The sequence below is a fragment of the Mycobacterium sp. URHB0044 genome, from assembly GCF_000620625.1.
GTDB lineage: Bacteria > Actinomycetota > Actinomycetes > Mycobacteriales > Mycobacteriaceae > Mycobacterium.
Genome location: NZ_JIAW01000001.1, coordinates 47624 through 68348, shown reverse-complemented (window position 1 = coordinate 68348; position 20725 = coordinate 47624). Strand labels below are relative to the sequence as shown.

General features: G+C 67.5%; 21 protein-coding genes. 8 read left to right on the top strand and 13 right to left on the bottom strand.

The window, feature by feature from the left end:
* Positions 1-90: 90 nt before the first annotated feature.
* The 3 genes from N536_RS0100360 (at position 91) to N536_RS0100350 (ending at position 1981) form a co-directional block, all read left to right on the top strand.
* Positions 91-660 carry a DUF305 domain-containing protein gene (locus N536_RS0100360; RefSeq protein WP_197040035.1) on the top strand — a complete coding sequence of 190 codons (570 nt, stop codon included), beginning with the start codon at positions 91-93 and terminating at the stop codon, positions 658-660.
* 94 nt (positions 661-754) lie between these two features.
* A complete protein-coding gene (locus N536_RS0100355; protein ID WP_036434874.1) occupies positions 755-1261 on the top strand; it encodes a CAP domain-containing protein in 507 nt (168 codons plus the stop codon).
* Positions 1262-1369: 108 nt separating this feature from the next.
* Positions 1370-1981 (top strand): LysE family translocator, encoded by a 612-nt coding sequence (locus N536_RS0100350; RefSeq protein ID WP_029111788.1) that lies wholly within the window; start codon positions 1370-1372, stop codon positions 1979-1981.
* A 7-nt stretch (positions 1982-1988) separates the two neighbouring features.
* Here the strand turns inward: N536_RS0100350 and N536_RS0100345 are convergent, their stop codons facing one another.
* The 7 genes from N536_RS0100345 to N536_RS0100315 are packed head-to-tail and all read right to left on the bottom strand — an operon-like array spanning position 1989 to position 7602.
* Entirely contained in the window at positions 1989-2717 is a 729-nt protein-coding gene (locus tag N536_RS0100345) for a dienelactone hydrolase family protein (RefSeq protein ID WP_029111787.1), read from the bottom strand.
* Between the two features lie 27 nt (positions 2718-2744).
* A complete protein-coding gene (locus N536_RS0100340; protein ID WP_051574213.1) occupies positions 2745-3371 on the bottom strand; it encodes an O-methyltransferase in 627 nt (208 codons plus the stop codon).
* 49 nt (positions 3372-3420) lie between these two features.
* Complete coding sequence (locus N536_RS0100335) at positions 3421-3942, bottom strand: TIGR04338 family metallohydrolase (protein WP_029111785.1); 522 nt, start codon at positions 3940-3942, stop codon at positions 3421-3423.
* 9 nt (positions 3943-3951) lie between these two features.
* A complete protein-coding gene (locus N536_RS0100330) occupies positions 3952-4701 on the bottom strand; it encodes a DUF2786 domain-containing protein (protein WP_029111784.1) in 750 nt (249 codons plus the stop codon).
* A gap of 44 nt (positions 4702-4745) precedes the next feature.
* Positions 4746-5678, bottom strand: coding sequence for an NADP-dependent oxidoreductase (locus N536_RS0100325; RefSeq protein ID WP_029111783.1), 933 nt, complete (start codon positions 5676-5678; stop codon positions 4746-4748).
* Between the two features lie 17 nt (positions 5679-5695).
* Positions 5696-6766 (bottom strand): hypothetical protein, encoded by a 1071-nt coding sequence (locus tag N536_RS0100320; RefSeq protein WP_029111782.1) that lies wholly within the window; start codon positions 6764-6766, stop codon positions 5696-5698.
* Positions 6763-7602, bottom strand: a complete 840-nt coding sequence (locus N536_RS0100315; RefSeq protein ID WP_029111781.1) for an alpha/beta hydrolase — start codon at positions 7600-7602, stop codon at positions 6763-6765. The genes N536_RS0100320 and N536_RS0100315 overlap by 4 nt, the downstream gene beginning before the upstream one ends.
* 53 nt (positions 7603-7655) lie before the next feature.
* On the opposite strand from N536_RS0100315, the gene N536_RS0100310 reads away from it, so the two are divergent.
* Positions 7656-8687, top strand: a complete 1032-nt coding sequence (locus N536_RS0100310) for a sigma-70 family RNA polymerase sigma factor (RefSeq protein WP_029111780.1) — start codon at positions 7656-7658, stop codon at positions 8685-8687.
* Here N536_RS0100310 and N536_RS0100305 read toward each other — a convergent pair.
* Entirely contained in the window at positions 8684-10543 is a 1860-nt protein-coding gene (locus N536_RS0100305; RefSeq protein ID WP_029111779.1) for a CocE/NonD family hydrolase, read from the bottom strand. The genes N536_RS0100310 and N536_RS0100305 overlap by 4 nt on opposite strands.
* Before the next feature lie 146 nt (positions 10544-10689).
* Here N536_RS0100305 and N536_RS0100300 point away from each other — a divergent pair, with 146 nt between their 5' ends.
* A complete protein-coding gene (locus tag N536_RS0100300) occupies positions 10690-11814 on the top strand; it encodes an NDMA-dependent alcohol dehydrogenase (protein ID WP_029111778.1) in 1125 nt (374 codons plus the stop codon).
* 3 nt (positions 11815-11817) lie between these two features.
* Here the strand turns inward: N536_RS0100300 and N536_RS0100295 are convergent, their stop codons facing one another.
* Both N536_RS0100295 and N536_RS0100290 read right to left on the bottom strand, forming a co-directional pair.
* Positions 11818-12594, bottom strand: a complete 777-nt coding sequence (locus N536_RS0100295; protein WP_029111777.1) for an SDR family NAD(P)-dependent oxidoreductase — start codon at positions 12592-12594, stop codon at positions 11818-11820.
* A 9-nt stretch (positions 12595-12603) separates the two neighbouring features.
* Positions 12604-13059, bottom strand: coding sequence for a MarR family winged helix-turn-helix transcriptional regulator (locus tag N536_RS0100290; protein WP_029111776.1), 456 nt, complete (start codon positions 13057-13059; stop codon positions 12604-12606).
* Between the two features lie 73 nt (positions 13060-13132).
* On the opposite strand from N536_RS0100290, the gene N536_RS0100285 reads away from it, so the two are divergent.
* From N536_RS0100285 to N536_RS0100275, 3 genes are all read left to right on the top strand, one after another.
* Entirely contained in the window at positions 13133-13897 is a 765-nt protein-coding gene (locus N536_RS0100285; RefSeq protein WP_029111775.1) for a pirin-like bicupin family protein, read from the top strand.
* Entirely contained in the window at positions 13875-15197 is a 1323-nt protein-coding gene (locus N536_RS0100280) for a sorbosone dehydrogenase family protein (RefSeq protein ID WP_029111774.1), read from the top strand. The genes N536_RS0100285 and N536_RS0100280 overlap by 23 nt, the downstream gene beginning before the upstream one ends.
* Positions 15198-15377: 180 nt before the next feature.
* A complete protein-coding gene (locus N536_RS0100275; RefSeq protein ID WP_029111773.1) occupies positions 15378-16460 on the top strand; it encodes a phosphodiester glycosidase family protein in 1083 nt (360 codons plus the stop codon).
* Between the two features lie 4 nt (positions 16461-16464).
* Here N536_RS0100275 and N536_RS36955 read toward each other — a convergent pair whose 3' ends face one another.
* From N536_RS36955 to N536_RS0100260, 3 genes are all read right to left on the bottom strand, one after another.
* Entirely contained in the window at positions 16465-18882 is a 2418-nt protein-coding gene (locus N536_RS36955; protein ID WP_155948361.1) for a hypothetical protein, read from the bottom strand.
* Positions 18883-19252: 370 nt separating this feature from the next.
* A complete protein-coding gene (locus N536_RS0100265; RefSeq protein ID WP_029111772.1) occupies positions 19253-20026 on the bottom strand; it encodes a fructosamine kinase family protein in 774 nt (257 codons plus the stop codon).
* Between the two features lie 6 nt (positions 20027-20032).
* Positions 20033-20725 carry a YoaK family protein gene (locus N536_RS0100260; RefSeq protein WP_029111771.1) on the bottom strand — a complete coding sequence of 231 codons (693 nt, stop codon included), beginning with the start codon at positions 20723-20725 and terminating at the stop codon, positions 20033-20035.

Below are 20725 nucleotides of genomic sequence, written 5' to 3'. Positions count from 1 at the left end.
CTGATCACCAGGATCGGCGCACTGCTGGCGGTCGTCACCGTCGTCGCAATCGTCACGATCCACCACAACAGCGCTCCCGCGGCGCAACCCGTGCTCTACGACGTCGATATCGGTTTCGCGCAAGACATGTCGGTGCATCATCAGCAGGCGGTGACGCTGGCCGACATGCTCGCTTCTGACGTCGATCACCACGTGCGAGCGCTCGCCGATCAGATCCGGACCAAACAGATCTACGAAATCGGTCAGATGGCCGGCTGGCTGCAGGCCGCCGACGCCCCGCCGGTCGCCGCCCATCCGATGGCCTGGATGACCAATTCTGGCGGTGAGGGCGACAGAGCGCTTCACCACGGCGAGCACGGGCAAGCGATGCCGATTCCGGGCATGAAGTCCGATGTGATGCTCATGCCGGGAATGGCCTCGCAGGCCGACCTCGTTCGACTTCAAGGTTCGAAGGGAACAGACAACGAGATCCTGTTCCTGCAGTTGATGTTCCGTCACCACCAGGGCGGAATCGACATGGCGATGTACGCGTTCAATCACACGACGACACAGTTCGTGCGGCAAGCAGCGCTGGCGATGGCGCGCGACCAAGGCGAAGAGTGCGCTCTCATGACATCGAACATGTCGCGGCTCAACGCATCACCACTGACCTATCCATGACCCAATCCCACTCGGCAGTGCCGATGATCATCACTGACCCGATGAACCGGCGCGGCGACGACCTGCACCACCGCGGAGGAAGGGGGACTTCGACATGGAGACTGCACTTGGCATCCGTCTGATGGCCGTGGTGACCTTGACGATGCTAGCCGCGGCGATCGCTCCGGTCGCGTATGCCGACAACCTCCGAATGAACAACGGTGCGGTGGCCCATATCTATGCACTGCAGCAACTTTCGGGTTGTCCGACCGAGTTGCGGGTCAGCCCGCAGTTGCGCCAGGCCGCGCAATGGCACGCTCTCGACCTACTGAACAACCCGGTCCTCCACGGCGACACCGGTTCAGACGGCAGTACCCCACAAGACCGTGCGGTGGCGGCTGGGTATCAGGGGCAGGTCGCCGAGACGATGTCCATCAACCCTGCCTCCATGGCAAATTCAGCCTTGGCAGCCAACGGCATCGACATCATCAATCAATGGCAATCGAACCCGGCCTACCTCGCTATCATGACCAACTGTGCCAACACCCAGATCGGCGTGTGGTCAGAAAACAGTCTCGACCGCGTGATCATCGTGGCCGTGTACGGGCCTGGCGGCCAGTGAGCACCATGACGCTCACCCACGATGTGAAAGCATCAACTCGATCTGCCGAGTCCTCACCGACAACGGCTCGTGCTACCAGTGGCCCCGGGCTGGACGTACGGTTGGGGTATGACGCTGGCCTTCCTGCTCACCTCGCTGATCGTCGTCGCGACGCCGGGCTCCGGCGCGCTCTACACCGTGGCGACCGGGCTGGCGCACGGGACGCGCGCGAGCGTGTTCGCCTCGGCGGGATGCACCCTCGGCATCGTGCCCGCCATGCTGGCGGCGGTGACGGGCCTGGCGGCAATCATGCACAGCAGCGCGATCGCGTTTCAGACCATCAAGTGGGCCGGCGTGGCCTACCTGCTGTTCTTGGCCTGGATGGCGTGGCGCGACAAGTCCGAACTGATCGCCAGCACAACGGATTCCGTTCGACCGGGACCGTGGCGCATCACCTGGACGGCGGTCGCGGTCAACGTGCTGAACCCGAAGCTGACGCTGTTCTTCTTCGCGTTCCTGCCGCAGTTCATCGACCCGGCGCGACCGGCCGTCGGTCAGATGTTGTACCTCAGCGCCGTCTTCATGGCGATGACGTTCGTCGTCTTCACGGTCTACGGGGCGTTCGCGGCAGGCGTCCGCAGCCACGTCATCCGGAGGCCACGGGTCGTCACGTGGATGCGGCGCACGTTCGCGGCCTCATACGTGGCGCTGGCCGCTCGGATGGCGGCGACGGCCCGCTGACCGTCGACTAGACCGACGGTGGGGTGTCGGCCAGGTGCTCGCCGAAGAAGGCCAGAATCCGACGCCAGGCGTCCTCCGAATCGTGCTCCGAGTACGTGAAGCCGGCCCTGCGCACGATCGTGCCCAGTGGGCCCACCGTGGGTAATTCGTTCATGAAGGAGTGCCCGACCTCGGGATACTCCTTGACGTCGTGTGCGACGCCACCCTCGGTCAGGAGCGTTTCGAGTTCGGCCGCCGCGCCGGGCAGCATCCAGTCCTTGGCGCCGTACGTCGCGACCATCGGGCAGGACTGCCTCAGAGTGTCGGGATCCTTGGGCCAGGTGCCGTAATTCGGTGCGGCAGCGTCGAATACGCCACGTGGCGCGAGCAGCAGACAGAACCCACCGCCCATGCAGAACCCGATCACGCCGACCTTCCCGGTACACCGCGGATCGTCGGCGAGGTGATCGCGGGCAGCGACGATGTCGTCCACCGCGCGTCCTGCACCGTTCGACAACGACCGCATGGTGCTGACGACGCAGCGCGGCCGCTGCAGCACCGAGCCGCGACGATAGAGCGCCGGCGTCAGCGCCAGGTAGCCGGAGCGGGCGAAGCGGTCGGTGATCCGTCTGACGTCGGCCGTCATCCCAAGGGCATCGTGGACGACGACGACGCCAGGCGACGGCCCCTGCCCCGGCGGTGCGGCGAGGTATCCGGGCAGCACTCCGCTGGGCGTCGGATAGGTGATGTCGGGCAAAGTCGGTTCCTCGGGGTTTGACGGCTGCTATGTCACCAGGGCGACGGCGAAACCGTCCCAGCCCTTGGTGCCGACGGTTTGGATGGCGGCGGCGTCCAGCCGCGGATGCTCGCCCATCATCTCGAGCATCTCGCGCACGGCCAGGGCCTGCGCGTCGTCGGAAGCCGGGTGCAGGACGCGCCCGAAGCGGGTCACGTTGTCCACCACGATGATCGAGCCGGGCGCGCCGAGCTTGATCGCCCATTCGACGTAGGCGACGTTGTTCTCCTTGTCCGCGTCGATGAACACCAGATCGAACGGCTCACCGCCGGCCAGTGTCGGCAGCGTGTCGAGCGCGGCACCGACGATCACCTCGACGCGATCAGCCAGCCCCGCGCGTTCGAGGTTGGCGCGGGCGATCTCGGCGTGGCGGGGGTCGAATTCGAGTGAGACCACCCGGCCGCCGGGCCCGACGCCGCGGGCGAGGTTGATGGTGCTGTAGCCGGCCAGGGTGCCGATCTCGAGTACACGGGACGCGCGGGTGGCCTTGGCCAGCACGGCGAGCAGCCGGCCGTGTTGCGCCGAGACCTCGATCGGCGGCAGACCGGCAGCCCGCCCCGAATCCCGCGCCGCGATCAGCGCGTCGTCCTCGGTGTGCAGGACGGCGTTGAACATCTCGTCGACGTCCCGTGGATCGATGTCAGTCACGCCTTCACGTTAGCCGCTACCGCACGCCCTCCTTCGCGTAGACCACACGCAGCACGTGAGCCACCTCGGGACCCATCACCGTGCCTGCCAACTCGCAGAACGCCGCGACGAACTGGGGTCCGTGCGGTGGTTCGACCTGGCACAGGTGGTGGGCGATTTCATGCAGCACCACCAGTTCCCGTAGCGCCCACGTGGTGTGACCGGGCGAGCGAAGCGACGGGGAATGATCGTATTCGGGCACGGCGATGGTGGCGATGCGTCCGTCGTGCTCGTAGTGCGCGGCGGTGGCGCCGCGGCGTGCGCGCACGGTCAGCGCTCCGGCGTCCGGCCACCGTTCCCGCACCGACGGCAGGCGCAGGACGTCGTCGACGTAGCGCTGTACGGATTCGACCGACGCAAACCGAGCCTCCGGCGGCAGGGTGACGTTGGCGCCGAAGAACTCGACGGTGCCGTTGCCGTGCTCGTGCACGCGGTCGAAGAGCGTCCGCACGAATTGCTCTGCGGCGTAGACCTTTGCGCGTTGCCCGTCACGCGCCACGGCGTGCCGTCACCCGTCCAATGCTCCGCGCGAACCGGCCAGCTCCGTGCTCGGCCCCAGCCTGGCCCGTTTCCCTGCGCGGTCACCGGCGCGTCGGGCCGCCGACGAGTAGCCCGCCGAAGCGCTATTGGCACGCCACGTGCCCCGCGCCTGGGACGCCTCCCGATAGAAGCTCTTCAGTTCGATGTCCTTGTTGCGCAACACGATGTCCGTTCCGGGTTGCTGCTGGCGGCCGGTGGTGGCCTCCCGCTTGACCTCCTCCCGGGCATCGGCAAGCCGCTGGCCCACCCGCGCGCCGTACGCCAGTTGGAAGTTCAGCCTCGCGGTGATGGTCGGGGTGGGCCGGTGTGAGCCCGACGCGATGTAGGTCTCGGAGGCCTTCACCATCTGCATCACCAGGCTGGCGTACAGCGCGTGCGTCGCGTCGATGTCCTCGGCGAACCCGTAGGCGTAGACGAACGTCGAGTTCGACGCGACGTCGCACTTCACGTCGTTGGCGGCGCCGATCACCACGAACAGCTGCACGTAGGTGCGCAGCCCCTTGGTGCCCGCCTCGCCGATCGTGATGGTGCGTTGCACGGGCACCTGCGCCGCCGTGCGCGTCGCCGCGTGCGCGCGGGCCACCGCGAGATCGATCGAGGTGGTCGTGGCCAGCCGTTGCGCGGCCGCCATGAACGCATCGGCTTCGTGGGTGTTGTCGGTGCTCTCGGCCTGGCGCAGCAGCGCGGCAATGCGCGCCAGCATCTTGTCGTCACTCATGCGCGGATCCGCTCCGCTTCTCGCTTGTACGTCATGCGGTCAACCTAGGGAACCAGTACGACTTTCCCTCGGGCGTGACCGGTCTGCAGATACCGGTGCGCCTCGGGTGCCTCCTCGAGAGGCAGCGTCTTGTCCACCGTCACCTCCAGCTTGCCGTCGGCCGCCAGCGCGATGACCTCTGACCGGGACGCGTCGCGGATCTCCTGGCCACCGTCGGCGCCGGTCAGCACGGCGATGCCCAGCTCCGCCGCCCGGCCGAAACCCGCGATGGTCGCGATTCGGCCGCGGTCGGCGACCAGTTCGACCGACGTGTCCAGGGCCTCGTCGGTGCCCACAAGATCCAGTGCGGCGTCGACCGCGCCGATGGCACGCACCCGGTCGGCCAACCCCGCGCCGTAGGTCACCGGCTCGGCGCCGTATTTGCGCAGCTGATCGTGCCGCGCGGGGCTTGCGGTGGCGATCACCTTCGCGCCACGCGCGACCGCGAGTTGCACCGCCATCAGCCCCACACCGCCGCTCGCGCCGTGGACGAGCACGGTGTCGCCAGTCCCCACATCCGTCTTCGTCAACAGGTGCCATGCCGTGCCGCCGGCCAGCAGCAGCCCTGCGGCCTCCGCGAAACTCAGCGACGCGGGCTTGTGTCCCACGTCGGAGGCCTGCGCGAGCACCCGCTCGGCGTAACCGCCGCGGATGTTGGTGACGATCACCTCGTCACCGACTGTCAGTGCCCCGGTGTATCCGGCCTCGCCGGGCGCGACCTCGACGACGACGCCGGCCGCCTCGAGCCCGATCGGCATCGGCAGGGCTGAGGGGTCCTTGCCCATCTCCCCGCTGTAGAGCTTGTAGTCGATCGGGTTCGTGCCCGCCGCACGGACGTCGACGAGCACCTGACCCGGCCCGGGTTCGGGCAGCTCGATGTCTTGCAGCGCAAGGACTTCCGGGCCGCCATAACCTTCCGCGAAAACAGCTCTCGTCATGGGACGAAGCATAGCCACTACTTGCCCACGAAGCCGTCCAGCGCGGTCACCAGCTGCGGCGACAGCGGGTCCTTGTTGGCGTAGTTGGCCACGTTGTCGGTCGGGTCGTCGCGCAGCACGTGGTTGACGCCCTTGAGCTCGACGACCGTCAGCGCGGCGTGACCGAGCGCGGCGATCAGCGGTTTCTCGGCGGCGCAATTGGCCTGCCCGTCAGAGTCGGAACACGTCAGGAGCACGGGGACGCCCGCGGGGACCTGGGCGGCCAGGGCCAAAGGGTCGATCGCGTCGGCTTCCACCACGGCCTTGACGTTGCCGGGGTTGAGGATGGCGCCGAGCCCCTCGGGGAGCTTCGCCGGGGCGGTGCCCTTGGTTCGCGCTTCGTCGACTGCGGCGTTCCAGGCGGCGAGGACGTCGTCGGCCTGTTGTTGCGTCTTCGCACCGGAAGTCCGCGCGGAGTCGACGTCCGCGCGCACCCGGCCGGTGATGATGTCGAGGTAGCGGCCGGACAGCGGTTGAAACAGGCCCAGCGAGTGGATCTTCGGCGCGTCGGGCGCGGTGTCGGCCGCCAGCGACATCGCGTGCACCGTGCCCTCCCCCAGCGCGTACACCGAGATCCGCGACTTGTCAGTGCCCGACTGTTCGGCCAGGAAGCGGACGGCCGCCTTGGCGCCCGCGGTGTAGACGGCGCTACCGACGTCGGCCGGGTGCGACGCGTACGGGCCCAACCCGGTCTTGCCGGTGCCCACCTTGTCGTAGCGCAGGCTGGCCACGCCCTTGCCGGACAGGTATTCCGCCAGCTGGCGCATGTTGCCGACGGGACCCGCCACCGCGTTGTCGCCGTTGCGGTCGGTGTTGCCGCTCTCGGAGATGAGCAGCGCCGCCGGGCCGGGCGCCGCGTCGTGGAGGTGGCGGTAGCTGCCGTGGATGGTCAGACCGTCGGCGACGAACGTGACCTCGGCGTCCACCCAGCCGTGCTCCGTGCCCGTCCCGCCGGTCTCGGACGGAGCCGGTGACGTCGACGACGAGCAGCCCGCGATCGTCAGCACCGCGGCAAGCGCCCAGACAAGTTGCCGTCCAACGACTTTCACAGTTTGGCCCCGATCCACGACACCACGTCGTCGAGCACCACGGCGCGCTCCGGCTCGTTGAACACTTCGTGATACAGCTCGGGGTAGACCTTCAAGTGGGCGTCGATCTGCCCGACGCACTCCAGCAGCTTGTGGCTGCCGGCGACGGGGATCAACGCGTCCTGCTCGCCGTGCACCACCAGCAGCGGGGCCTTCAACGACGCGGCGCGCTGCGGCATCGTCTCGCCCACCTTGAGCAGCGCCTTCGCGATCCCGGCGGGCAGCTTGCCGTGATGCACCATGGGGTCGGCCATGTAGGCGGCCACCACTTCGGGGTCACGGGAGATCTTGTCGGTCGGCAGATCCTCGACCGGCAGGCCAGGGAGCAAGCTGCCGACCAGCTTCGCGACGCCGATCATCACCGACGAGACCGCGTCCTGGGCGTACACCGCGGGACCGGACAGCACCATGGCCGCGTAATCACCCGGGTGCTCGACGCCGTAGGCGAACACGATGCCGCCGCCCATGCTGTGTCCCAGCACGACGCGCTTCAGCTCGGGGTGCGCGGCGGTGGCGATGCCGACGAGGTGGTGAAAGTCGCCGGTGTACTCGGAGATGTCCTTGAGGTAGACGCGCTTGCCGCCGGACCGGCCGTGGCCGCGGTGGTCCAGGGCGTAGGTGATGAGCCCTGCCTCGCCGAAGCGCTGCGCGACGTGGTCGTAGCGACGGGCGTGCTCGCCGTAGCCGTGGGCCAGGATCACGACACCGGTCGGTTCAGTGTCGGGAGTCCACACGTCGTAGACGATGCGGACGCCGCCAACACCGTCGAAGCTGCGCTCGCTGCGGGTCGTGGTCACCCACGGAGACTATCGGTCGGGCCTGAAGGACGTCGTTCGCCGTTGCGTGCCGGTTGTCGGTGTCCGTGGGTACCCTCGTGAGCGTGAGCGTCCTCGCGGAAGATCCAGTCGGTTTCGAGTCCAAAGACGCCTTTCTCGCCGATGCCCAGAGGTATCGACGAGAGCTCCTCGCGCACTGCTACCGGATGACCGGGTCGCTGCACGACGCCGAGGACCTGGTCCAGGAGACCTACCTGCGGGCGTGGAAGTCCTACGAGGGTTTTCAGGGCAGATCGTCGGTGCGGACCTGGCTGTACCGCATCGCCACGAATACCAGTCTGACCTCGCTCGAGGGCCGCCAACGCCGGCCGCTGCCGTCGGGTCTCGGCCAGGCGGCGTCCGACCCGCGCGGCGAGATCAACGAGCACCAAGAGGTGCCCTGGCTCGAGCCACTGCCCGAGTCACCGCACGAGACGGCAGCCGATCCGTCGGTGATCGTCGGCTCCCGCGAGTCGGTGCGGCTGGCGTTCATCGCGGCGCTGCAGCACCTGCCCGCCCGCCAGCGCGCGGTGCTGGTCATGCGGGACGTGCTGCAGTGGAAGGCCTCCGAGGTCGGCGAAGCAATCGGAACGTCCACCACAGCCGTCAACAGCCTGCTGCAGCGCGCCCGCGCGCAACTCGAGGCCGTCGGTCCCAAGGAGGACGACGCCATTGCCGCGCCGGAGGACCCGGAGGCGCAGGACCTGCTCGGCCGGTACATCGCCGCCTTCGAGGCCTATGACATGGACAAGCTCGTCGAGCTGTTCACCGCGGAGGCGGTGTTCGAGATGCCTCCGTTCGACGGCTGGTATCAGGGGCCCGAGAACATCGTCGCGCTCTCCAAGACGCACTGCCCCGCCGAAGGCCCTGGCGACATGCGCTTCCTGAAGACCATCGCCAACGATCAGCCCGCCGCTGCGCTCTACATGCTCAACCGGGAGACCGGGGTGCACGAGGAGTTCCAGCTGCACGTGCTGGAGATTTCAGACGGCGGGGTGTCGCACGTCGTCGCGTTCCACGCCGGCGACGGAATGTTCGAGAAGTTCGGGTTGCCCGCCTCGCTCTAACCCTCGGGAATCACCGGCACCGTGATGCTCGAAGGGTGTGCGGCGTCGTGCAGGATCGTTTGCGTCGCGGGCACGGTCGTCGTGCTCTGCCCGAACGGTTCGCCGGTGTTGGGATTGGGGGCGAACTGTGGATAGTCGCTACTCGAGATCTCGAGTCGGATGCGGTCTCCGGCCCGGTACTCGTAACTGGTCGGCCAGACCTGGATCCGGTAGGCGTAAGGCCGGTTGGGCGTGGCCTGTGCCGGGTTCGACAGCGAGTCACGGAAGGACGTCCGCAGGATCCCGTTGTTGAGGTTGATGACCTGACCGTCTGGCCTCACTACCGTCAGCTTGGCGGTGAAGTCGGTGTCGGGAGCCGATGACGCCGCCCACAGGTTCACCGTGGTGGGCCCGGTTACCTCGGTGTCGTGTTCCAACGGAGCGCTGGTGTAGACGAGCACGTCGGAACGCTGCTCGACGGGGGTCTGATCGTAGGGACCCTGGGGTCCGGACTGCGCGCCGCAGCAGGAGTGCCCACCGAGGCTCGGCGCGGGGAAGCGCGGGTCATAGGTGTACACGTCGGGTGCATCGGCCGCCGGAGGGGCCTCGACCAGTTCGCCTTTGCGATCGGTGATGCCACCCGGCCCCGACAGGTAGTACGTCGTCGGCTTCGCCTGCGGCAGTGGCCAACCGGTCGCCGTCTTCCAGACATTGGCGCCCATCAGGAAGTAGTCCACCCTTGGCGTGCCTGCCCAGTCCTTGCCGTCGGCAGTCTTGTTCGAGCCCTTGAGGAAGTGGTCGTACCAGTCCAGCATCAGGCCGTTGATCGGGCTGTTCGCGACAGCGCCGATGGCCTTGAGCATCGCCGCCGGTTTCGATTCTGGCCTGCCCCAGTCGACGTGATCCCAGGGACCGATCACCAGGCGCTGGTTGTCGCGGGCGGTGGCGTTCGCGCCGTGGGCAACCATGCCCGAGAAGTTCTCGACCCCGCCTGCCAGGAAGGCGTCGTACCAGCCCTCGAAGTGCAGCACCGGTACCGCGACCGACTGATAGCGGTCGCGGATGCTGAACTGCCGCCAGAAGTCGTCGCGCGTCGAGTGCCTGATCCAGTCGAAGTACCACGGCGCGACCGCAGGGTTGTCCGGCTGCATCGGCGGTAGGTCCTTGAACGGACGGAAGTCCATCCATCTGGTGAGATCGCTGCCGGCGGCGGCGAGTTCGTGGACGGTGGCTTGATCGTTGCGATTCTGCGCGGCGGTCGTGGCGATCGACTCGATGGCCCATGGCAGCAGGAATGCGAGGCGGAACTGGCCACCCTCGTACGTCCACCCGTCGTAGTAGTCCGACGCGGTGTTCGCCGGAACGATCGTGACGAGATGCGGGGGTGCGGTGACGGCGGCAAGCCATTGTGTGGCACCGACGTAGGAGGAGCCGTACATGCCGACCTTGCCGTTCGATCCAGGCAACGCGGCCGCCCATTCGACGGAATCGTAGCCGTCGTTCTGATCGTGGGTGAACTCACTGAACGTGCCCGACGACGTGCCCTGTCCCCGAATGTCTTGCACCACAACGAGGTAACAGTGCGAAGCGAACCAATCCGGTGACTGGTAGCGGGAACCGGACTGCGCGCCGGTCTTCCCGTACTGGGTGCGCATCAGGATCACCGGAACGCTGTCCTGGCTCTGCGGCCGGTAGACGTCGGCGCGCAGGACCGTGCCGTCGCGCATGGTCGCGGGGACGTCCTGCTGCTTGGTCACGGCACACGGCCCACGGCCCGGATCAAGAGTCCACGGCCCCGCGCCGGATTGTTTGCCGTCGTCGCCTGCGCACCCGCCGAGGAGCATGACCACCACGGAGGCGATGGCCGCGACCCGCATCGCGACGGAGGGCACGCGATCACGCTAGCGCGGTCGGCCAGACGCGGGAACGGCCGCGCTGTCGGATGACATCCTCTGACCACCTATCGCCGCTGCTAGAAGGCCCGTTGGTTGCGCTTTCTGAAACGTGTTCTATGATCGCCGCCATGAAGACCAAGGGTGCTCTGGTGTGGGAGCTCAATGCGGGGTTCAAGGTCGACGAGATCGATCTGGGTGATCCCGTCGCCGACGAGGTCCAGATCAGGATGCACGCGGCGGGCATGTGCCACTCCGACTATCACGTGACGACGGGCGCGACGCCGATCGGCCTTCCCGCTCTCGGCGGCCACGAGGGCGCCGGCGTGGTGACCAAGGTCGGCAAGAACGTCACGGGCATCGAGGAGGGCGACCACGTCATCCTCGCCTTCATCCCGGCGTGCGGTCAGTGTCCGCCGTGTTTGAAGGGCTTCCGGTCGCTGTGTGATCGCGGCGCGGTGCTGCTTGGCGGCAAGGCCATCGCCGACGGGACGTCGCGCGTGCACGCCGGGTCGCAAGAGGTCTCCCCGATGAACCTGCTCGGCACCTTCGCGCCGTACATGACGGTGCACAAGGACTCCGTCGTCAAGATCGACGCGGACGTGCCGTTCGAAACGGCCGCCATCATGGGCTGCGCGGTGCCGACGGGCTTCGGCTCGGCCACCAACGTCGCCGAGGTCCTGCCTGGCGAGACCGTCGTGATCGTGGGCGTCGGCGGCATCGGCATGAGCGCGCTGCAGGGCGCGGTGATCTCGGGTGCACGCAACGTGATCGCGATCGATCCGAACGAGTGGAAGCGCGACCAGGCGAGCAAGTTCGGCGCCACGCACGCCTACCCGTCGATGGCCGAGGCCATCGCCCCGATCATCGACCTGACTCACGGCGTGATGGCGGACAAGGTCATCATCACGGTCGGCGAGATGCGCGGCGAGTACGTCGAAGAGGCGCTGACGCTGACCGCCAAGACCGGAACCTGCGTCGTTACGGGCATGGGGTCGCTGATGGACGTCGACGTCAAGCTCAACCTGTTCCTGTTCACGATGTTGCAGAAGACGTTGAAGGGCAACATCTTCGGCGGTGGCAGCTCGCACGTCGAGACTCCGAAGCTGGTGGGCCTGTACAAGTCGGGGCTGCTGAAGATCGACGAGATGGTGACCAACACCTACTCGTTGGAGAACATCAACGACGGCTACCAGGACATGCTCGACGGCAAGAACATCCGCGGCGTGATCACGTTCGACGAAAAGGACTGGTAACCCCTACTTCGGTGGCATCCGGATGCCACCGTCCACGCGGACGACCTCGGCGTTCATGTAGGAGTTGGTGATCAGCTCGACGACCATCGAGGCCAACTCCTCCGGCTTGCCGAGGCGGTGTGGGAACAACACGGACTCACCAAGCTTGGCCTTGAACGCCTCCGATGCTTCCCCTTCGCCGTAGATCGGGGTGTCGATGAGACCGGGGGCGACGGTGTTGACGCGGATGCCGACCGCCGACAGGTCGCGAGCGACCGGCAGCGTCAGGCCGACGACGCCGCCCTTTGACGACGAGTAGGCGGCCTGCCCGATCTGACCGTCGAAGGCAGCGACGCTGGTCATGTTGACGATCGCGCCGCGTTCACCGGTATCGGTCGGATCGAACCGGCTCATCGCGGTGGCGGCGATGCGGATGCAGTCGAAGGTGCCGACCAGGTTGATCGCGAGCACCTTCTTGTAGGCGTCGAGGTTGTGCGCCGAGGCGAAGTCGCCGTCCTTGCCGATGGTGCGCTGGGCCCAGCCGATGCCTGCCGAGTTCACCAGCGCCCGCAGCGGTCCGAGATCGACCGCGGTGTTGACGGCGTCCTCGATCTGCTCGGTGTTGGTGACGTCGACCGTGACGAACACGCCACCGATCTCCTTGGCGAGTGCCTCGCCGCGTTCGGCCTGAAGGTCTGCGACGACGACGCGTGCGCCCCTGTCGGCCAACTGACGTGCCGAGGCCGCTCCGATGCCGGATGCCCCACCTGTGACGATTGCGCTGGCTCCATTGATGTCCACGTGGACAGATTAAGCAGGCGCCTGCCCCAGCCGTGTGAGGACCTCCGATGTCCATCCATCCAGCGCGCGCAACTGGGCCGCGCTCATCCCGTCGAACACCATCGCTCGGACCAGTTCGGCGTGCCCGGGAGCGGCCGACGCCAGCGCCGCCCGGCCCTCGTCGGTGAGGTCGACGGTGGCCGCCCGCCGGTCGTCGGCGGCACCGGTGCGTTCGACGAGCCCGCGCACGCGCATCCGGCTCAACTGATGCGACAGCCGGCTCTGCTCCCACCCGAGCCGCTCGCCAAGCTCCGATATCCGACAGCCGGGCCGTTCGTCGAGCGCGACCAGCACGTCGTAGTCGGACAGCGATAGGCCACAGTCGGCCTGCAGCTGACGGCCCATCGCCGCTTGTAGTCGTGCCGTCATCGTCAGGTGGTTGCGCCACACCCGTTGCTCGTCATCGGTCAGCCACACGGAATACATGACACATCATCTATGTTGTCCTGTCCAGTGCCGGCCACCTAGGCTGGCGGAGACCTCCCGAGGAGTGATCGGAATGACCAGCACTGAAACCGTCGACGTCCGGCGTGCGGCAGACCGCGCCGCCACGAAGATCTCGTGGCTCGACTCCAAGCACTCGTTCTCGTTCGGCGGGAACTACGACCCCGCCAACACCCACCACGGTCTGCTCCTGGTGAACAACGACGACATCGTCAAGCCGGGTAAGGGGTTTGATACCCACCCGCACCGCGACATGGAGATCGTCACGTGGGTGCTGCGCGGGTCGCTGTTGCACCAGGACTCCACTGGCCACTCCGGCGTCATCTACCCGGGCCTCGCGCAACGCATGTCCGCAGGCCGCGGCATCCTGCACTCCGAGAAGAACGACTCCTGGACGCTGACCGGTGACGAAACCCACCAGGAGCCAGTGCATTTCGTGCAGATGTGGGTGGTCCCCGACGAGTCCGGCATCACACCGGGCTACCAGCAGCTGGAGATCGACGACGAGCTGCTTCGCGGCAAGTTGGTGACCATCGCCTCGGGCATGCCGGAGCACGCTGACGACGCCGCGATCACCATCCAGAACCGCTTCGCCGCCCTGCGGGGTGCGCGACTGCAGCCCGGCGACAGCGTCGAGCTGCCGCATGCCCCATACCTCCACTTGTTCGTGCCCCGTGGCGAGGTCACCCTCGAAGGGGCGGGCCCGCTGTCCGAGGGCGACGCCGTCAGGTTCACCGCGTCCGGCGGTCAGCGGGTCACCGCGACGGCACCCGCGGAGATCCTGGTCTGGGAAATGCATGCGGGCTTGGCCGCGGCGTAGTCGGCTCCGGCCGGCCGTGGCCACCGGCCTGGTCGGCATCCTCGTTCTGGCAGGGTGCTCGTCGGATCCTGGGTCCGCCGAGGGCACCCCGCCGGAGTCCACCACGCGCCCACCCGCCGATGTCGGCCTGGAAGAGGTCACCGTCACGGTGACCGACGACCTCGCGGCACCGCCGTTCGATGAACCGCGAAAGGCGTTGGTGCCCAAGGGTTGGACGTTGTCGGTGTGGGCAAGGGTGCCGCAGCCGAGGCTCGCGGCGTGGGCTCCCGACGGCAATCTGCTGGTGTCGATACCGCGGACCGGCCAGGTGATTCGGCTGCAGCCAACGGGCGCGGGACCCCGCGAAAATCTGCTGCTGGAGGGCTTGGACCAGCCGCACGGGCTCGCGTTCGCCGGGTCGGCGCTCTACGTCGCCGAGAGCGACCAGTTGGATGCGTACGACTACGCGGATGGGACAGCTACCAACCGGCGCACCATCGCCACCGGGCTGCCGGACGCGCGCAGCGCCGACCTGGGAGGCGCCTACGCCCACGCCTTGAAGAGCGTCGCCGTGGGACCCGATGGCGCGGTGTACTTCTCGATCGGCTCGACCGGGAACGTCTCGGCCGAGGACCGCACCGCGAATCCACCCCGTGCCAGCGTCATGCGGGTGCCGCCCGGTGGTGGCCCGGCTCAACCCTTCGCCACGGGGGTCCGCAACGGCACCGGTCTGGCGTTCGCCCCCGACGGTTCGCTGTGGACGGCGGTCAACAACCGCGACAACGTGCCGGTGCCCGACCAGGGTCCTTCGTACGGCCAAGTCGTCCCCGACTACGTCGACGACCATCCCCCGGAATCCCTCGCGAAGCTGACCCCCGGACGCGAATTGGGTTGGCCCTACTGCAATCCCGACGGCGGTCCGGCCAACCTGCCCTTCGTCCGCGACGTGCAGACCAACGCCGACGGCAGCAAGCTCGACTGCGCCGCGCTGCCGCCCGTCGAGCAGAGTCTCGCTGCACACGCCGCACCGCTCGGGATGAGCTTCGTCGACGGCACACTGCCGGAGCCGTATTCGCACGGTGCCCTGATCGGCGTGCACGGGTCGTGGAACCGGCAGCCGCCGCAGGCGCCCGAAGTGGCGTTCTTCCCTTGGCGCGACGGCGGTCTCGGCAACCAGCAGACCCTGGTCGGTGGGTTCCAGGCCGCAGACGGCTCGCGGTGGGGCCGTCCTGTCGCGGCAGTCGCAGGTCCCGACGGCGCCGTGTACGTCACCGACGACTACGCCGACGCCATCTACCGGTTGGCGCCGCCTGGGCGCTGAGCTTCGCTCGCGAACGTTTCCTCTGCCCGACCGCTCCCCTTCGCGCACGTTTGGCAAAGGCGCTAGCCCGCAACGCAATTCGCTCGATATCCGATCGTGATCCAGCTGTGACGAAAGTTGACAGTGTGTTTGCTGTGATTATTGTTATCTGAGCCGTAGCGATTTGCCGAAGGGACGACAGTGCTGAAGACAGCCGCAAAGTTCCGTCGGTTCGTCGCCGGTGTGACGACGCTGTCGGTCTGCGCGGCCCTGGCAACGACGGCGGGAGCGCCGACCGCCCGCGCAGCCGATGGCCGCGAACTCCTGGCGAATGCGATCGCCGGGACGCGCGGTTCGTACCTGGTGTACAACTTCGGCGGTGGCAATGCCGCGCCGATGCTCAACGCCAGCGGCAGTTGGTACGAGATGAGTAGCGGCGGCCACCTGATGATCATCAAGGCCGCGTCGCAACGGCTAACTCCCCGACTCCTCGTCGACTCACACTCCGGCTACCAAGCGCGCTGCGAACGGGATCCGCGGGCCCGCACCAGCGAGGGACTGTGGCAGGCGTCGGAGACGTTCACGCCACTGCAGGCGTGGAAGGCGCTCGGCTCACCGACCATCGCCATCAACGCCAACTTCTTCGACATCCGCGGGCAGAAGGGTGGCTCCTGGAAGTCGACGGGCTGCAGCTCACCGCTGGGCGCCTACGTCGACAACACCCGCGGGCAGGGTCGAGCCAACGCCGCCGTCACCGGCACCATCCCCTACGCGGGCAAGCAGGGCCTGTCCGGCGGAGACGAAGTGTGGACGGCACTGACGACCATGATCCTTCCGGTCGGCGGTGCGCCGTTCGTCGTGCCGCCACGAGCACCCGACGACTACGACGCCGCGTCCGCCGTGATCGGCGACCTCGTGGACAAGGGCATGCGGTTCGTCGCGGTCAGCGGCCTCGGACTGCTGGCGCCGGGCGACACCGGGCAGATGAACGACGGCGGCCCCAGTGCCGCCCGCACGGCGATCGGTTACGCCAAGGGCAAGGACGAGATGTACGTCTTCCAGGGCGGCAGCTACACCCCGGATCAGGTCCAAGACCTGTTCCGCGGGCTGGGCAGCGACAGCGCCGTGCTACTCGATGGCGGCGGTTCCTCCGCGATCGTGCTGCGTCGCGACACCGGGGGCATGTGGGCAGGAGCCGGCGTACCGAGGGGCTCCTGCGACACCTACCAGGTGCTGTGCGACTCGCGCGAACGCGCGCTGCCCAGCTGGCTGGCGTTCCTCTAGACCGTCAGGCGGCGTTGCTCGAGGAGTCGGCCGCAGAGTCGGCCGAACCTGCGCCCCCGTCCTTCTTCCCGGTGTCGGCACCCGACTTCACCTCCGGCTTCGCGTCGGTCGGCGACTTGGCGGTCACGCCGTCACGGACGACGTTGAGCGAGGGCTTGGCGTGCTTCGGCGTCTTCACGGTCGTGGTGCCGCCGTCCGTCGAATCGTCCTGATCCGGCTTGGCGTGCTTGGGCGTGGTCGACCCCGACGCGGCCGGCGCGGCTTCGTCGTCCGGCTTGGCGTGCTTCGGACCGGTTGAGTCCTCGGTCTTGGGCTCCTCGGTCTTGGGCTCCTCGGTCTTCGGCTTCTCGACCGTCGGTTCCTCCGCGGCCGGCGCCTCCTCGGCAGGCTTCTCCGCCGCCGGCTGTTCGGCCTTCGGCTCCTCAGCCTTGGGCTCCTCAGCCTTGGGCTCTTCGGCCTTCGGCTCGGTGGTCGCATCCTTGGCTTCGTCTGCCGCGGGGGCCGAATCCGCCGTCGCCGCATCCTTGTTCGCCGACAACGCCACCATCCGGCTGGTCGCGGACGGGATCGACGATGCGGTCAGCGCTGCCGGGGTCTGCTGCGCGGCGTGCGGAGTCAGTGGACCGAGGAGTCCACCGAGCAGGTTGTTCAACAAACTCGTCAGTCCGCCAAGCGGATCCGCGGCCGACGGGGTTCCACCGGGTGTCTGGGCGGCTCCGGGGAGAATGCCACCGAGTCCACCACCCAGCAGTGCGTGGAGCAGATTGGCAAGCACGTTGGGAGTACTGGGCGTCGGGTTGGCGCTGAAGAACTCCTTGGTGAATCCGCCAACGAGCTGATTGATGACGTCGCCGGGCACCTTGCCGAAGTCAAGGTCGGGGAACGACAGGAACGGAGTCTCGGTGCCTGCGTTGGTGAAGTCGCGGGTGTACGTGCCGTCGGGGTTTCGGGTCGTGTTGGCGTAGCCGACGTTCACCAGGGTGTTGATCGCCGGAGCGAGTGCGTTCGCCAGCTTCATCGGAATGGCCGCCAGCGGGCCCAGGCCCACCAGGTTGAGCAGGTCCGATGCCAGGTACAGCGGTTCCAGACTCGGCGACGTTGCCGAGTGCAACGTCAGATACACGTTGAGCGCCAACGGGTTTCCCGTGCGCACCGATTCGTCGACCAGATCGCTGACCTGACCGAGGACCTGGTCCCCGATTCCGTCGAGGCTCAGCCCGCGAAGCATGTAGGTGGGCATCAGGGCGGCACCGAGGTTGTTGCCCAGCGTGAACGGATTCGGCCAGGACGCGAAGTCCGACAGCGGTTGGTACTCGTAGGTCGCGTCGACCAGGATCGGCAGGAGGTTCGCCGCACCGAGGGTTACTCCGGTACCGAGTATCGGGACCCCGAGGCCGTCGCTGGTCGCCTGGGTGTGGGGGTTCACGGTGTTGATGCCGAACAGCGCCGCCAGCGGCCCGAAGCGGGCAAACATGCCACCGTCTGGACGCGCCGGGTTGTTGATCAGCACCATGGGCAGGATGGTCAGGCTGCCCAGCAGCGGATCAAGGCCCGCGTACTGGGACCCACCCGGCTGAAACTTGAGCTGTTCCAACACCTTTTCGTAGGACATCGCCGCGGCGAAGGCGCCCATCCCGATCCCGATGGTGACGGGAGCCCGGACGTCGATGACGTCGGGGATCCCACTCGTCAGCCCGTTGATGAGGCTCTGGAGCTGACCCGTAAGCAGTCCGAGAGGATCGAGCAGCGGGTTCGCGACCAGCCGGTCGAGCACCTCGTTGAGGACGCCGTTGACGCCAAGCTTCGCGTAGTCGGTTCCGTTGATCTCGTTGGCCACCGAATTCGGCAGCGCGGGCAGCCAGCCCAGGTCGAGGCCGAACATCTTGAGCGCGGCGAACGTGGCGCCTGGCGTGATGACGTTCAGCCCGGGGACGTCCAGACCCGAGAGGTTGAGCGGATCGGACAGGTCCAGGCCCAGCAGGGCGAGGAGACCGGTCAGCGTTCCGTCCGTGATCTCGTCGACGCCGAGCAGGTCGAGGATCTGGGTCAGCAGGGCTAGGTTCCCGCCCGACAACGAGTCCAGCACCGGACCCAGCACCGGGATGTCCAGGGACAGGCTGGCCAGGATTCCCGGCAGCAGGTTCGCGGGCAGATCCGCGAGCAGCGTGGTCAGCAGGCTCTTCGGATCCAAGCCGGCGGCCTGCGCGAGCGCGGACAGGTTGATGCCGTTGACGACGGCCCTGATGATCGGGTCGGCGAGACCCTGGCCGAAGTCATAGACGGCGTTGCCCAGACCACCGGTGAGGTCGGGAACCTGATTGGAGTTCGGCAGCAGCCGGATCGCGGCGGCGAGGTCGACGGGATCGGTGCTCACCCGCGCGGCGCTCGGCGTCGGCGTCGGCGTGACGACTCCGACCGTCATGGCGCTCGCCGTCGCTGCGGCGGCGCTCAGCAACGCGATTCGCCTAGCCCGTTTACCGATCGTGCGGTGTTTGCCCGCCATCTGCAGTGACCTTTCCCCGATCAAACAGCTTGATCACAGGACGTTAACACTTGCGTAAGTGGTTTAAGTAGTAATTGCTGAGCGAAAGAGGCGTCGTACCGGTGCCGGAGTTCGGTTGCCGAAATCGGCTTCTAGGCAACGACCCTCGGCCGTCTGCAATCTTCGCAAAGCAATGGAACCGGGGGCTGGCATTCGCGGTCGAATCATGTGCGCGCATCGCCGTCGACACCTCATTTGCCGTCGTTGGGTTCAACGCGCGGTATTGCCTGGTCCATCGATCACGTGTTACCTAGGCGTCAATAGCTATTGCCGACCGCGCGGCCGCGGCGACCTGAGCCGCATAACCGCCACCGAACAGCACCACGTGCGCCAGCAACGGATACAACTGATGCAGGCCCACTCGCCCACGCCAGCCGGGCCGCAACGGTCGTTGCTGCTGATAGCCGTCGAGCACCGAGTCCAGATGTGGGCACCCGAACAGGGCCAGCATCGCCAGGTCGGTTTCGCGGTGCCCGCCGTGCGCGGCTGGATCGATCAGGACGACGCCGCCGGGCGTCCACATGACGTTGCCGCTCCACAGGTCGCCGTGCAGACGCGACGGCAGGTCGTCGTCGTCGAAGTCGCCCCTGGCGCAGCGTTCCGCCACTCGCGCCACGTCACGTCTCACCTCGGCAGGCAACGCGGCTGCGGCGAGTTCGGCCATCGGCGCGAGCCGCTCCGCCGCGTAGAAGCGGCCCCACGTCGGGTGCGGCCGCAGCGACATGGGCAGCGGGTGATGCAGCGGACCGAAGAAGCCCGCTCCGGTCCAGCCGTCGGGAGCGGACCCGAATGCATCGGCGCCCGCACCGTGCGTGCGGGCCAGTCCGGCACCGAATTCATGGGCTGTTGCCCGGTCGGGCGCCGCGAAGGTCAGCCGCTGCAGGGTGAGGCTCGTTTCGTCGTGACCGACGACGTGGGCGCAGGCCGCGCCGTCCTCGACCGTCGCAAGCCACCGCAGTCCGGCAGCTTCGCAGGCGAAGAAGCCCGGCGGAGCCGAGGGATTGTGCTTGACGAAGACGTCCACCTCGGGCTACGCCTGGCCGGCGGGCGTCCGGGCCGGCGCGAACCCGAAGATCGCGGCGCTCACGGCGATCACGGCTGCGGCGAGCGCGATCACCGGTGCCACCGCGAATCTCGTCATCGTGGCGCCGATGACGGCGCCCGCGAGCATCGTCGCCACCACCCCGTAGCGGAGCTTCTCCCGGTGCCCGGTGCCGCCCGCGAGTCTGCTGTCGAAGCCGATGCCGACGATCGTCGACGTGAGGACGGTGGTGCTGAGTTCCTGGATGCCGAACTGTCGGGCCGTCGCGTTCTGGCTGCCGAAGGTCACGGCGAGGCCAGCGATGATGAACAGCTTCCCGTTGTCGTGGTACGCCAGAACGCCGGTCCCGGCCAGAATCGACAGTGTCACCAACACCACGACCTCGGTGCCGAGCGCGACCGTCAGCCACCGGCGTACGTGGGTGTCGAGGTGACGCGCCCACCTCCCGCCGAGCACCGTCCCTGCAACGAAGCTGATGAACGCCACGACGGCGGCGGACATGTCGACACCGGAGCGCTCGACGAACCAGAAGCCGAGGAAGATGACGTTGCCCGTCATGTTGGCCACGAAGACGTGGCCGAGCACCAGCACGCTGACTGCGTCGACGAGGCCCGTGGCGAACGTCAACAGCAACAACGCGGTGACCGTCATCCGGTGCGAGACAGGCGATACGACGGACAC